The sequence below is a fragment of the Rhizobium sp. Root1220 genome (assembly GCF_001426265.1).
Taxonomy (GTDB): Bacteria; Pseudomonadota; Alphaproteobacteria; order Rhizobiales; family Rhizobiaceae; genus Rhizobium.
The window spans coordinates 39474-52199 of the sequence record NZ_LMDG01000004.1; the positions used below are offsets into that span (position 1 = coordinate 39474).

Below are 12726 nucleotides of genomic sequence, written 5' to 3' on the forward strand. Positions count from 1 at the left end.
TCCAAGCTCCTGTTCAATGGAGGGGNCGCCGCCGTCTCGTAGTCCCAGCGCAGTGTGGATCTGACTGACGACCGCCGCGCCTTCGCCTACTGCGGCCGCCACGCGCTTGGTAGAACCGGCTCTCACGTCTCCGATAGCGAAGATATTCGGTATGCTGGTTTCCAGCGGKAGAGAGGCGCGTCCAAGCTCCTGTTCAATGGAGGGGGCGAACGCGGACCCGGTTAMGATGAAYCCGCTGCGGTCAGTGGTGATATGCGGACASAGCCAGCCGGTGTTGGGGTCTGCACCAATGAACATGAAYACCTGCCTGACTTTGAGTTCAGCCTCGCTGSYAGATTTCAGGTCTTTGACCGTGACGGCAAGCAGCGACGCGTCACCCGTTACCGAGCCCACTTCGCATCCAACGTGCATGGTGACGTTCGGGAGCGCTGCAATCCGYTCGATCAGGTATGTCGACATCGTTTCAGTGAGGTTTCTGCGGATCACGAGGTGYAGGCGGCTGACCTTCGGCGCCAGGTAGGCAATTGCCTGACCAGCGGAGTTGCCGCCACCGACGACGACAATCTCTCGRTTTTCGCACCATTTGGCTTCGATCGGCGACGCCCAATAGGAAACTCCGGCGCCCTCGAATTCCAAAACATTCGAAATGCCTGGCCGTCGATATCGCGCTCCTGAAGCCACGACGACCGTTCGAGCCAATAGTGAGCGTCCGTCGACGGTCCGAAGATTGATCAGTCCACCACGGCGACTGCCGGATTCCGGTGGTGACATTTCCGAGATTTTCAGGGGCAGGGCGACTTCCGCGCCAAACTTAAGGGCCTGGTTGAGTGCGCGACCAGCCAGSGCTTGGCCCGATATTCCGGTAGGGAAACCAAGATAGTTTTCGATGCGGGACGAGCTGCCTGCCTGTCCCCCGGCGGAGCGCTCATCGAGCACGATCACGCTCAAGCCTTCCGAAGCCGCATAGACAGCAGCAGCCAGACCAGACGGACCTGCKCCGACGATTGCGGTGTCGTATACTAACTCTGGATCCAGTTCTGGCGTAATGCCAAGGCAGCATGCCACTTCCGCGTCGGTCGGCCTCTTCAGAACGGTGCCGTTCGGGCAAACCATGACTGGCAAATCGCCTTCCTGAATCCCTAGACGCTCGACGAGCCGTGCCTGAATTCCCGGTGTCTATGAGCGCAACGCGCCGCAGGATGTAGGCCCGCATAATAATTTCGCCGACTTCGGCTGAGCCGATGATCAGTGCCTTGACATGGGTGGCGTCAAACGGAATTGCGACGCACCCGTTTTGTCCAGCCCGTGAGCCCGCCATAGCAGGCCGCCCCGATAGCTGGTTTAGCTCACCAGAGAAGTGCCCGGCACCGTGGGATACGATCGCAGACTCGGCGTGCGAGCCGATTTTCCCGAATACATCCAGTCGACCAGAAAGAACCAGCCAAGCGGGGACATGTCGTTCACCGATCGCAGACACAGTCTCGCCAGAAGCGAAACTCCTGGCCTSACCACTAGCAAACCGTTTTGCGATTTCGATCTGCAGCGGTGTCAGAACTGGAAACAGCTGTGCTTGTCGCGACTGGATGTCCATGGATTCGACCTTCGGCTTCAGAAGTATTTTGGGATGGGTCCTACCTCGGGAGTCTGATTAGGCAGTTCAACTATGGTCTGGTCGACAAAACACCAGCCCCAGCCCTCCGGGGGATCGTAGCCTTCGATTATTGGGTGNTCCTACCTCGGGAGTCTGATTAGGCAGTTCAACTATGGTCTGGTCGACAAAACACCAGCCCCAGCCCTCCGGGGGATCGTAGCCTTCGATTATTGGGTGRCCGGTGCTCCGGAAATGCCCGGTAGCATGTTTGSCAGTTGAATCGTCGCAGCACCCGACGTGGCCGCACTCTCGGCATAGACGTAGGTGAACCCAGGTTTCACCAACCTCCAGGCACTCCTCACAGCCCAGTGTCTGAGGCACGACAGACTTGATCGAAGTTTGATGGTTGCAGCGCTTCATCGGCACTTCCTGAATTCTGCCCGGTGACTGGCGACAATGTAGCCGAAAATGCCAGTTCAGCCACTCATATCGTCATCAATGCCCCTTCAGCGATCTGGACTTCTGACGTCAGCGTGCCGAAACAGCTAAGCATGTTGATTGCGAGCGGCGGCGACAGGGCGACAAAGTGGCTGACGAACCCAGCAGCGAACCCTGCTTTAATGCCACGTCTTGAACAGCCGAAGTAGCGGTGGGAGTGATGTCAGAACGTATGTCCGAACGCGCCAAGGGCGAGATCGAAGCCATTTTGAGAAGGCTGTATGATGTTTCGCCAGAACTGGACAAACTTGCCGCCGATTGTGAGAGAGCGTTGAGGCTCAACGCTGAAGCAAATGGTGACTACATTTCCTCGCGCACCGTGCAGGCATTTTCGGAAATGAACGAGGCTGTGCGGAAGCTTTACTCTTCGGCGCAGACAATCGTAGTGCGGTTTGGCATGACAATCAGTATCTGAACGAACGTAAAGGCGGGAACTTATGGCCGCCTCGTAGCATTGGAACTGTAGATCAGGTTCGAGGTGTTCCCATGGCAGACAACCTTTCAAAGTACCGCGAAAAGCGTGACTTCAAGAAGACTGCCGAGCCGAGCGGCGACGTATCAGTGAAGCCGTCCAATCGACGACGCTTCGTCATACAGAAGCACGATGCAACCCGTCTTCACTACGACCTGCGACTTGAGTTGGATGGAGTATTCAAATCGTGGGCCGTGACCAAGGGACCATCACTCGACCCCCACGATAAGCGTCTCGCCGTTGAGGTGGAAGATCACCCCTTAGACTATGGTGACTTCGAAGGTACCATCCCGAAGGGTGAATACGGTGGGGGCACCGTTATGCTCTGGGACAGGGGTTATTGGGAGCCGGAGGGAAATAAAACAGTCGAAGACGCCCTGGCGAAGGGCGACTTCAAGTTTACCCTTGAAGGTGATCGGCTCCACGGAAGCTTTGTCCTGGTCCGCATGCGTAGCAGGGAAGGCGAAAAGCGCACAAATTGGCTTTTGATCAAGCACCACGATAGCCATTCCGTCGACGGAGACGGCGCGGCGGTGCTCGAAGAAAACGACACATCTGTCGCGTCTGGTAGAACAATGGATGCCATCGCGTCAGGAAAAGGTCGGAGGCCAAAGCCATTCATGACGCAGGGTGGTGCGGTTGAGGCTGATGCCGTCTGGGACAGCAGCGAGGGCCTCGCAGCCGAAGAGCGGAGGGCAGGAGGAAAATCGAAGCCCAAGGCGGCAAAGAAAGCTGCCGCTCCTGCAATGCCTGCGTTCGTGGAACCGCAACTCTGCGAAACCTTAGAGCGGCCGCCTTCGGCCTCCGGGTGGATTCACGAGATCAAGTTCGACGGATACCGGATCCAGATGCGCATCCAAGACGGCGAAGTTACCCTCAAGACCCGAAAGGGATTGGACTGGACGGCCAAGTATCCTGCGATTGCGAAATCTGGATCAGATCTCCCGGCCGCCATTATCGATGGTGAGATATGCGCTCTTGATGAGCATGGTGCTCCTGATTTCGCAGCACTGCAGGCTGCTTTATCGGAAGGGAAAACCGATGATCTGGTCTACTTCGCCTTCGATCTGATATTCGATGGTAGCGAAGACCTCCGCGATCTGCCTCTGACGGAACGAAAGGATCGGTTGTCAGCACTGTTGTCCGATGCCGGTGACGATCCGCGTCTACGTTTTGTCGAGCATTTCGAGACCGGCGGCGATGCGGTCCTGAGATCGGCATGTAAGCTCTCTCTTGAGGGAATCGTCTCCAAGAAGGCCGATGCCACATACCAGTCCGGGAGAACCAAGACCTGGGCGAAGTCGAAATGCAGGGCGGGCCATGAGGTCGTCATTGGCGCTTATGCGACAACCAACGGCAGATTCCGGTCTCTGCTGGTTGGCGTCAATCGCGGCGATCATTTCGTTTACGTGGGTCGGGTTGGAACAGGCTATCGAGGCAGCGTTGTCGACAAGCTGCTGCCGCGCCTGGAGAAGATGCGGGCTGCGAAGTCTCCCTTCACGGGGCTCGGTGCGCCGAAGGGTAGCTCCGACATTGCCTGGTTGAAGCCCAAGCTGGTGGCGGAAATCGAATTCGCCGGTTGGACTGCCGACGGCCAAGTCCGGCAAGCAGCTTTCAAGGGCTTGCGAGAAGACAAGCCAGCCAACGAGGTAGAAGCTGAGAAGCCTGCCAAGCCAGCCACGACGGATGTGCCGGACCCCGAAACCGACGAGGCCGTTAAACCAAAGCCTTCGACGTTTCGTAAGGGCGCGAAGGTCGCGGTGATGGGTGTCTTGATCTCCAGCCCGGACAAGCCACTGTGGCCGGATGCGCTCGACGATGAACCGGTGACAAAGGTCGATCTAGGGCAATATTACGAAGCCGTGGGTCCATGGCTCATCGATCACATCAGGGGGCGGCCATGCTCGATCATCCGCACCCCGGACGGCATTGGCGGTGAGCAGTTCTTCCAGCGACACGCTATGCAGGGTACATCGAACCTCATTGAGCAGGTGAAGGTATCTGGCGACAAGCTGCCTTACCTGCAGGTCGACCGCGTCGAGGGACTTGCAGCTATCGCGCAAATTGGGGGAACCGAACTTCATCCATGGAACTGCGAACCGAACCAGCCGGAAGTCCCTGGACGCTTGGTCTTCGATCTCGACCCGGGTCCCGATGTTGACTTCGCAACGGTGATCGAGGGTGCACGGGAAGTTCGGGATCGATTGGAGGATCTGGGCCTCATCAGTTTCTGCAAAACAACCGGGGGCAAGGGCCTCCATGTGGTGACACCGTTGTTGGTGCCCAAGGGCAAAAAGCTAAGCTGGGATGAAGGGAAGGCGTTCGCCCACGATGTCTGTGAGGAGATGGCACGGGACAACCCCGACCGCTATCTCATCAAGATGTCGAAGGCCCAACGGAACGGCCGCATCTTCCTGGACTACTTGCGGAACGACAGGACATCGACGGCCGTAGCCCCTCTGTCGCCGCGTGCGCGGCCAGGAGCCACTGTTTCGATGCCCTTGAACTGGACGCAAGTCAAAGCAGGTCTCGATCCGAAGCGGTTCACAATTCGCACAGTTCCGGGTTTGCTGAAAAATAGCACGGCATGGCAAGACTATTGCGACGGTCAGCGTTCGCTAGAACAAGCGATCAAGAGGCTCAACAAGGGTAAAAAGCGGGCGGCGTAGATGGCCACACGAGACTAGCCTCAGCGATTAAGATGACCTACACGGTGAAGACGGCCACCGATCGGTCCTTCTCTCTCTGGTCGCCGCCTGGTCCGACAATACTGGCAGGTCGCGGAAGGTAGCGCCGGACCAACGAGTCCCACTTCTTCTCCGATAAAGACCAGGATGGCCGCGGACGACAACGGTGTCTGGTGGGCACACGTTCGAGCGCGGTTCACACGGTCGATGGCGCTATGGTTTTCCTGCATCATAGGGGTCTGGCCGAGCCGAGCGACGTCTTCTGCCGTCGCTACAATGATCGCGAAAAAGAGCTGCAACACCACGCATTGGCGGCTCAAGTCTCCGAGATCGTGTTACCTCCCAAGACGGAGCAGGGCGCTCCGACATGCTTCGTGCTTGGATAACACAGTATCAGCCCGATTTTCTCGACTTCAGCTCCCTCTGTACCGATTTCTTGAGCGCATCCATGATGTTGATGACATTGCTGGACCTGTTGTCTTCGTCCTTTTTAGATTTTGACGCCCCGTTTCTTGCCGGTTTGCCCTTCCTCTTGTCAGCGATCAGCCTGATTAAGCTCTCCTGAATCGGGTCGGAAACCATTTCTGGCGACCATTCCTTCATCCGCCTTTTAATAATGTTTTCGAGCGCGGCCACGCCCTTCGCGTCCGACTTCTTGTCAATGCCAGCGAAATATTTGCTTTCCGGCCGTACTTCGTCCCCAAAGCGCAGCGTCCAGACCACGATACCGTCGCCGCGAGGCTCAAGGACGACAGCCCGCTCACGACGGCCAAGGACTACACGCGATACACCGATGACATCTTGCGCCTTCATCGCTTCCCGGATGACGGCGAATGCCTCGTCGCCAATCTTTTCGTTTGCGGTTAAATAGTAGGGCGTATCGAGGTAAATCCATTCGATCTTGTCACGAGCAACGAACTGCTCGATGTCCATTGTCCGGACGGTTTCTAGCTCAACGGATTCGAGTTCTTCGTCCGTCAAAATCACGTAATCGTCTTCTCCGCGTTCGTAGCCGTTGGCCTCATTCTCGGCGGTGACCGGCTTTCCGGTAACGCTGTCGATGTACTGCGAAATGACCCGGTTGCCTGTCTCTTTGTTCAACGTGTGAAATCGAACTTTCTCGCTCTCCGACGTCGCGGGCACCATAGCCACCGGGCAGGTGACGAGCGAGAGCTTGAGATAGCCTCTCCAATAGGGACGACGAAGGGCCATGGCTTCAGCTCGCTTTCTTATGAGCGGTTTTGGAAATCGCCTTCGACGGTGTTGCAGCCGAGGCCGCCTTCTTTCCAACAATGGCGTTTACGCCCTTTGGTTTTTTGGTTGAGCTGTTGTCGACCCCCGCGCTCTCCCTGAGTGCATTGAGGAGGTCGTTCGGCTCCGAGACCTTTACTGATTTTGGCTTCGGCAGATTCCTGCCTTCGGCCTTGGCCTTTACCAGAGCGGCGAGGGCGGTTTCATAGCGATCATCAGTTTTACCTGGCTCGAACTCGCCCACCTTGGTGTCGATTATGTGCTTGGCAAGATCAAGCATCTCACCCTCGACCTTGACCTTCTTCACCTCCTTGAATGCTTCGTTGGCGGGCCGGACTTCATAGTCAAAATTGAGGGTAGTGGCGATCAATCCCTTCCCGTGGGGCCTGATCAGGACTGTCCGTATCCGCCTGAATAGAACCGTTCGGGCAATCGCCGCTGAACCCGTGTTCGCCAAAGCGTCCCGGATACTGGCGAACGCCTCTGTTGCCTCATCGTCTACGGGAACCAAATAATACGGTTTGTCGAAGTAGACGTCATCGACATCGCCGCAAGGAATGAATGCTTCTGCTTCCAACATTTTGTCAGACTCCGGGACGACAGCCGCCACCTCTTCCGGGTCGATCATGATGTAATCACCGTTACCGGTCTCAAAGCCTTTCACTTGCTGATCGCGTTCGACAACTTTCTCGGTTTCGCTGTCGATAAACTCGCGTTTCAGCCGGTTGCCGGTCGTCTCGTTAAGCATGTGAAAACTGATGCGATCAGAGGTCGATGCAGCCGTATATAGCCCGACGGCGCAGCTAAGCTCGCCGATCTTGAGGTGACCCTTCCAGTTTGCACGATGTTCGGTCACTAGGTCTCCCTCCGAGATATTGAAGGCTGTAACAGTCAAGCCCGCCCCTTGGTTCCTAACTCCAGTTAACAAGATGAAAGCCGTCCTGCAGTAGCTGTGAAGCGTGGCCTCTGAGGCCACTCGTCTATAGCGCGATAGCGCGCCAAGGACGAGTGGCAACACACGTCGTCATAAATAAATCATTGGAACCTCTGGCTTTTCTGCGTGTTTCCCGCTCATCCAGACAGGAGATAACATCAATGCAGAAAATCGCCATCCTCTCCGCCAGCCTGATCCTCACGGCATCTGCGGCTTTCGCCCAGAGCGAAACGCCAAGCAGCTCACAAACAACGCCTGCGGTCAATACCGAACAGAATCCTGGTGCGCCCATCGCTGGCAAGAACAGCTTCACCGAAGACCAGGCAAAGTCCCGTATCGAAGAGGCAGGTTACAGCGACGTAGCTGGGTTGAAGCTCGACGATCAGGGCGTCTGGCGCGCGACCGCTTCCAAAGACGGCAAGCCCGGCAGCGTCTCGCTCGACTTTCAGGGCAACGTCACGCTTGCCAAGTAACAACTAAAACGGAGTAATTCCATGAAGACCACGATCACAGGGCTTTACGACAGCTACAATGATGCCAAGGCGGCCGTGAAGGCCCTCGAAAATGCCGGCGTATCGTCCGACGACATCAGCATCGTCACCAACAAGGCCAACGGTGACGCTGATATCGAAGGGCAGGGCAACCGGGCAGGCGAGGGTGCTGGCACGGGCGCAGGCATCGGTGCAATCGCTGGCGGCGCGGGCGGTCTCCTGACCGGCCTTGGCATGCTGGCAATCCCCGGCGTCGGGCCGGTGGTCGCTGCTGGCTGGCTTGCCGCCACGGCGGCCGGTGCGGTCGCAGGCGCGGTTGCGGGCGGTGCCGTGGGCGGCATCGTCGGCGCAATGGTCGAATCCGGAGTGCCGGAAGAGGACGCGAACTTCTACGCCGAAAGCATTCGTCGCGGCGGCTCCGTGGTGACCGCCCGAGTGGAAGACGACCACCGCGCATCTGCTGAAGCGATCCTGAACAGCTCCCCGCGGGTGAACGTCGCAGATCGTCGCGCGCGCTATTCCGAGCAGGGGTGGACCCGTTTCGACGAAACCGCTGATCCCTACACGGACGAACAGATCACAGCCGAGCGCGACCGATATCGCGTCACCCGGCTTTAGCTGTTACACGGTACCGCGCATCCATTGGGAGCCTCGCAGTCGTTGCGGGGCTTTTTTGATCCTGGTGACCGGGACCTTTTGCCTTTGTCGGCGTTGTCTTCGCACGATGAAGAGGAGACCGAAACGTCATCGAAACCAACCGCTGCGAAACAGCGCGCTGCAGGGCCAGCCCCAAAACAGGAGAGCGAATATGGTTATCAAAAACAACGACGCCGGGCCGCCGAAGGTCACGGAAACGGCCACGGAGGCCCGTCAGGGCAGCTACGGCAAGCCAACCTTGATCGTTCTCGGCTGTGCTATGCTACTCGCGCTACTCGCGTGGGGCGGTGTCGAGATGTGGGGCGAGAGCATTGATAGGGATGCAACCCCCACGGCATCGACGAAGACCGATCCGGTCAACGCCCAGCCATCCGGGCCCGACACGTTCGACAACAACGCTGCCGACGGCAGCAGTCGCCCGCCTGAAGCGATCGACCGATCGCCTACCCCCCGCGCCAGCGGCCCGACACAGGTCCCGACACCTGCGGGAACCGAGAAAACGGAGTAGACTGAGAAAACAGAATCAGCGCATCTCAATCTCGAACGGACTGGCTGATCTCCGGGAAATCGTGCATTTCAAAAATCCTCGGGAACACGATTGCTTAGTGGAGGTTCACTTTCCCCGATGATCAGATTTCTAATGGAGGAAATTGAGTTGGTATCCACGAACACAGGCACCTCTTTTAAAGGCGGCTCGACGCCTACATAGACTAAAGCCGCCTCACGGACGAAGGACACCAGCTCGTCCGGCAAGCAGGGCGGTTCGCATGAGCAGCACGTCAAGGCTGGCGAGCAGAGCCAAAGACCAGACGTGATTTGGAGCACTTCGGTCGGAGGATTGAAAGGGCGCGGATCCCTCCGCGCCCAAATTGCTTCGCGGACCGCGCAGGGAATTCTGATCGTCGGCGACAGGCGCGTCCTGCGACGTGGTGAGGATTCGTGAGCGTCTTCACGAACTGGTGTAGCTGCCCGATTACATCGTCAGACTGGTGATTTCGGTGGGCGCTTGGCCGTCTTGATTCATTGATGTTATTCACACAACTACGAAAAGGCCGCCATGCGGACGGCCTTCGGTTTTATGGCTGGCGATCTCCAGCAACCTTGCTTTCGCGGGCTGCATTGGCCTGCGTTTCGGCTAGCTGCGCTCTGTGCCAAAACTGGGCGGCGGCATTGACCGAAACTGCGGCCTTAATAGTTATAGCAACGTACCAGAATCGGCGGGTCCGCGGCTGAGTGCGGCTCGCAACACCCGGGCAGGGTCCTTGCGACGAATTGAATAACCGGCTTATGCCGCATCCTCACCGTGCAGCAATAGACTAGCGTCGAGGCTGAATGTGATCCGGCTCCCTCACATCGAGGACGAGGGGACGACCCCAAGCGTGGGTCTGCGAGAGGCGTCATCAATGGTGTGATCGTCAGCTTCGTCGGTAGCCGAAGATCTAACTTCATCCTCTTCCCATCCCGCGTCGATTGCCGACGCGATAAGTTCGGTCCGTCTCTCTTCATCGGAATCTCTCGACGTTTCGTTCAGGTGCTTGCGTGCAGTGTCCAGACACTGCTTGAGGTCGTCCAAACGTGCGGGGTCGCCGATCGAATGGCTTGGGGAGGCGACGTATGTCATGGCAATAGCTCCTGTGATTTCGAACAAAACTCCGAGGTCGTGCGGAAGTTCCGGACCGACCAAGTTGGCGCTGCAGCTTCCAGAGCATCCTCCGATGGACACGTCCGCACGGAGAAACTCGAAGTTCCGTTGGCAAGCATGATTCCAACAGGGGGCATAACTTGTTGGATTACGCCAGAGTGCCCGGTGGGCGGTTCGGCCAAGCTAAGGATGTAACACCGACATCCGAATTGGAAGGTATCCGCGATCACTGCTTGATCGGTTGGAACCTGCCGAGAAGATTTGGGACGGAGACTGTGGTCAAGGGTTTATTGTTGGAGCAGCTCGCGACCCAGCCCGAAGCACAGGCCTCAGTTATCCGCCGAAATGCTCCCCTCGAGTACGCCGCGGGCGACGTCGGTTCTTCCCCGGTCGATCTCGATTACGGTGTAAAGCTTGTCGTCGCGGAAGGCGCTCGCATTTGCTGTGGTCACGTCTTCGGCCGGGGCGGCATCAACTTCCGTGAAGTCGAGTTCGCGGCTTGCGGCAACAATGCGCGCCTCGCCAGCCGTTCGGGCGGCAACAATCACCACCGTGAATTCGCCCAACGCGGATCGCTGGGCGCTGCGATCGGCTCGAGCCGGTAGATTGTAAGCTTCTCACTTCCAAGATCCGCGCCCCTGCGTGCTGCATCCCTTATCTGCGCCAAGCTTTCCAGCGACGCGCCGAAGGTGTTTGGGGTGGTAGCGTTATTGAAGTCATCGGTGCCCGTCTTCGAAACGTTCGACATAGACGGTCAGGACGCCGACTTGTTCGAGCCGCGTATGAACCTTCCAGGTGAATCCGGCTCGTGCTCTTTCGGGAGGCATTCGTTCGTCAAGGAGTCGCGCGAAGTGCGCACCACGCGACGATAGGCATCTTTCGTCGTGAATAGGTCAGGAGACTCTCACCTATGCACACTGTTGATCAATAAGATGAAGGACACCCGTCCGGCTTTTGAAAAGTCTGTATTTAAAACTCGCGTTCGGCCGTTTGTTGAAGTTCAAGCCTCGCGGCTCGCAACTTTCGGGTCTTTTCATCTCTAAGACGCCGCTCGGCTTCGAGCTGTCGTTTGGCCACTTCGGTTGTAGTCTCCCAAGCCTGACGGCGTTGCTCTTGCGAGAAGCTGGTTCTCCGTTTGTCGTCCATTTTGCGATCCTCCATCATCCTTACAAAGATATGACGATCGCTTCGGGGCGCATTTAAATTCTACACATCAGGCCGAAAACGTTGAATTTCGATTGGAACGCCGAAACGTTTTACACGTTGCGTGGAGGATAAAGACAATCGGGAAATCGAATGGGCGAGCGATTCTACTTCGACCTATACAATGGTGATGGTGACCTGTCGGACGACGTCGGGATCACTTTGGCATCCGCGGCGGAAATCTCGCATGAAGTCGCCCGCATCCTTACCGATATCGCTCGCGACGAGTTCACCGTGAATGAGCGGGGTGGCGTGATCACCGTAAAAGTCCGCGACCATGACGGGAGGACGATATCGGTGGGTTCCCTGACTTTCACCTACGAAATATTCGAAAATCCTTGACCTTACGAGCGGCGAATACATCGCTTGGTAAATGGTCGGAGCATACCCTAGCGAACCAGGCCTTTATTGTGATTTATTTGCTCTGCCCACAAAGGTCATAACGCGAGACGATCATGATCGAAGCCCTGCTGCTCAACCTTGAAAGCCGTGATTTGGTCTCGCAAAGCGAAAAGCAGCGGTTGCGGGACATCATCAGGGTTGGCCGAACGTTCGCTCCTGGTGAAGATCTGGTTGAGGAGGGGATGCGGCCAAGCTACAGCACATTGATGGTGGACGGCCTCTCGGCTCGCTACAAGCAAATGGCTGATGGATCACGACAGTTCACCGCTCTGCAGGTGCCAGGAGACTTCGTCGATTTACACGCTTTGCTACTTCGAAAGCTCGATCATGGCATCGTGGCGCTTTCGCCCTGTCGTGTTGGCTTCGCTGATCATGCCGATCTTAAAAAGCTCACCGAAACGATGCCTCATCTGACGAGGCTACTCTGGCTCAACACCATTGTTGATGCCGCAATTAATCGGGAGTGGATCGCATCGATGGGTCGGAGATCAAAGACGGCTCATATCGCCCACCTCATTTGCGAACTGTACGTTCGCCTCCGGACGGTTGATAGAGTGGACGGCTGGTCGTTTCAACTTCCTTTAACGCAAGCCGAACTCGCCGACGTTGTAGGGATTTCCCTCGTCCATGCCAACAAGACGCTCCAGGCACTACGCCGTCAAGAAACGTTCGTATGGGAGGCGCGCGTTTTGACGATCACGGACTGGCCGCGTCTCTGCGAGATTGCCGGATTCGACGAGACCTACCTTAGCTTGGTCATAGAACCCCGTTGAAATGTTGCGGCTTACGACCGGTAACTTGTCGGGCTTGTCCGCTGGCACGTGAAGCGGCGACGCTATCGGGTACTAACGGCACTTCGTGCCACAAAATGCATCCGTCTGCATGGATAACGAGCCAA

Annotated in this window: 10 protein-coding genes and 3 pseudogenes; 7 read left to right on the forward strand and 6 right to left on the reverse strand. The window is 57.2% G+C overall.

Annotated elements, in window-relative coordinates; translation table 11 throughout:
• Positions 1 to 26 precede the first annotated feature (26 nt).
• Together ASC90_RS05060 and ASC90_RS27705 are read right to left on the reverse strand one after the other, a co-directional pair.
• Positions 27 to 1591 (reverse strand): annotated as a pseudogene (locus tag ASC90_RS05060) (NAD(P)/FAD-dependent oxidoreductase); the annotation flags it as partial.
• Positions 1592 to 1729: 138 nt separating this feature from the next.
• A pseudogene (locus ASC90_RS27705) lies at positions 1730 to 2011 on the reverse strand (UBP-type zinc finger domain-containing protein); the annotation flags it as partial.
• A gap of 250 nt (positions 2012 to 2261) precedes the next feature.
• On the opposite strand from ASC90_RS27705, the gene ASC90_RS05065 reads away from it, so the two are divergent.
• Positions 2262 to 2504 (forward strand): hypothetical protein, encoded by a 243-nt coding sequence (locus ASC90_RS05065; RefSeq protein ID WP_244480305.1) that lies wholly within the window; start codon positions 2262 to 2264, stop codon positions 2502 to 2504.
• A 71-nt stretch (positions 2505 to 2575) separates the two neighbouring features.
• Positions 2576 to 5230 (forward strand): DNA ligase D, encoded by a 2655-nt coding sequence (ligD, locus tag ASC90_RS05070; protein WP_056536286.1) that lies wholly within the window; start codon positions 2576 to 2578, stop codon positions 5228 to 5230.
• 411 nt (positions 5231 to 5641) lie between these two features.
• On the opposite strand, the gene ASC90_RS05075 is transcribed toward ligD, so the two are convergent.
• Both ASC90_RS05075 and ASC90_RS05080 read right to left on the reverse strand, forming a co-directional pair.
• On the reverse strand, positions 5642 to 6460 hold the full coding sequence (locus tag ASC90_RS05075; protein WP_056536288.1) for a Ku protein: 819 nt from the start codon (positions 6458 to 6460) through the stop codon (positions 5642 to 5644).
• Between the two features lie 4 nt (positions 6461 to 6464).
• Positions 6465 to 7355, reverse strand: coding sequence for a Ku protein (locus tag ASC90_RS05080; RefSeq protein ID WP_082519811.1), 891 nt, complete (start codon positions 7353 to 7355; stop codon positions 6465 to 6467).
• 239 nt (positions 7356 to 7594) lie between these two features.
• On the opposite strand from ASC90_RS05080, the gene ASC90_RS05085 reads away from it, so the two are divergent.
• The 3 genes from ASC90_RS05085 (at position 7595) to ASC90_RS05095 (ending at position 9089) form a co-directional block, all read left to right on the forward strand.
• Complete coding sequence (locus ASC90_RS05085; RefSeq protein WP_056536290.1) at positions 7595 to 7906, forward strand: hypothetical protein; 312 nt, start codon at positions 7595 to 7597, stop codon at positions 7904 to 7906.
• A 21-nt stretch (positions 7907 to 7927) separates the two neighbouring features.
• Positions 7928 to 8542 (forward strand): general stress protein, encoded by a 615-nt coding sequence (locus ASC90_RS05090; protein ID WP_056536292.1) that lies wholly within the window; start codon positions 7928 to 7930, stop codon positions 8540 to 8542.
• Between the two features lie 190 nt (positions 8543 to 8732).
• Positions 8733 to 9089, forward strand: a complete 357-nt coding sequence (locus ASC90_RS05095; RefSeq protein WP_056536295.1) for a hypothetical protein — start codon at positions 8733 to 8735, stop codon at positions 9087 to 9089.
• Positions 9090 to 9929: 840 nt separating this feature from the next.
• On the opposite strand, the gene ASC90_RS05100 is transcribed toward ASC90_RS05095, so the two are convergent.
• Positions 9930 to 10202, reverse strand: a complete 273-nt coding sequence (locus ASC90_RS05100) for a hypothetical protein (protein ID WP_056536601.1) — start codon at positions 10200 to 10202, stop codon at positions 9930 to 9932.
• A 350-nt stretch (positions 10203 to 10552) separates the two neighbouring features.
• Positions 10553 to 10971: pseudogene (locus tag ASC90_RS05105) on the reverse strand (hypothetical protein).
• Between the two features lie 548 nt (positions 10972 to 11519).
• Here ASC90_RS05105 and ASC90_RS05115 point away from each other — a divergent pair.
• Both ASC90_RS05115 and ASC90_RS05120 read left to right on the forward strand, forming a co-directional pair.
• Entirely contained in the window at positions 11520 to 11768 is a 249-nt protein-coding gene (locus tag ASC90_RS05115; protein ID WP_056536301.1) for a hypothetical protein, read from the forward strand.
• A 113-nt stretch (positions 11769 to 11881) separates the two neighbouring features.
• The gene (locus ASC90_RS05120; RefSeq protein ID WP_056536304.1) at positions 11882 to 12601 is read left to right on the forward strand and encodes a Crp/Fnr family transcriptional regulator; all 720 of its coding nucleotides are present in this window, start codon (positions 11882 to 11884) and stop codon (positions 12599 to 12601) included.
• The last annotated feature ends 125 nt before the right edge of the window (positions 12602 to 12726 follow it).

Coding starts and splice junctions, on each gene's coding strand:
- ASC90_RS05065 (WP_244480305.1), top strand. CDS start 2,262: ATGTCCGAACGCGCCAAGGGCGAGATCGAAGCCATTTTGAGAAGGCTG.
- ligD (WP_056536286.1), top strand. CDS start 2,576: ATGGCAGACAACCTTTCAAAGTACCGCGAAAAGCGTGACTTCAAGAAG.
- ASC90_RS05075 (WP_056536288.1), bottom strand. CDS start 6,460: ATGGCCCTTCGTCGTCCCTATTGGAGAGGCTATCTCAAGCTCTCGCTC.
- ASC90_RS05085 (WP_056536290.1), top strand. CDS start 7,595: ATGCAGAAAATCGCCATCCTCTCCGCCAGCCTGATCCTCACGGCATCT.
- ASC90_RS05090 (WP_056536292.1), top strand. CDS start 7,928: ATGAAGACCACGATCACAGGGCTTTACGACAGCTACAATGATGCCAAG.
- ASC90_RS05095 (WP_056536295.1), top strand. CDS start 8,733: ATGGTTATCAAAAACAACGACGCCGGGCCGCCGAAGGTCACGGAAACG.
- ASC90_RS05100 (WP_056536601.1), bottom strand. CDS start 10,202: ATGACATACGTCGCCTCCCCAAGCCATTCGATCGGCGACCCCGCACGT.
- ASC90_RS05115 (WP_056536301.1), top strand. CDS start 11,520: ATGGGCGAGCGATTCTACTTCGACCTATACAATGGTGATGGTGACCTG.
- ASC90_RS05120 (WP_056536304.1), top strand. CDS start 11,882: ATGATCGAAGCCCTGCTGCTCAACCTTGAAAGCCGTGATTTGGTCTCG.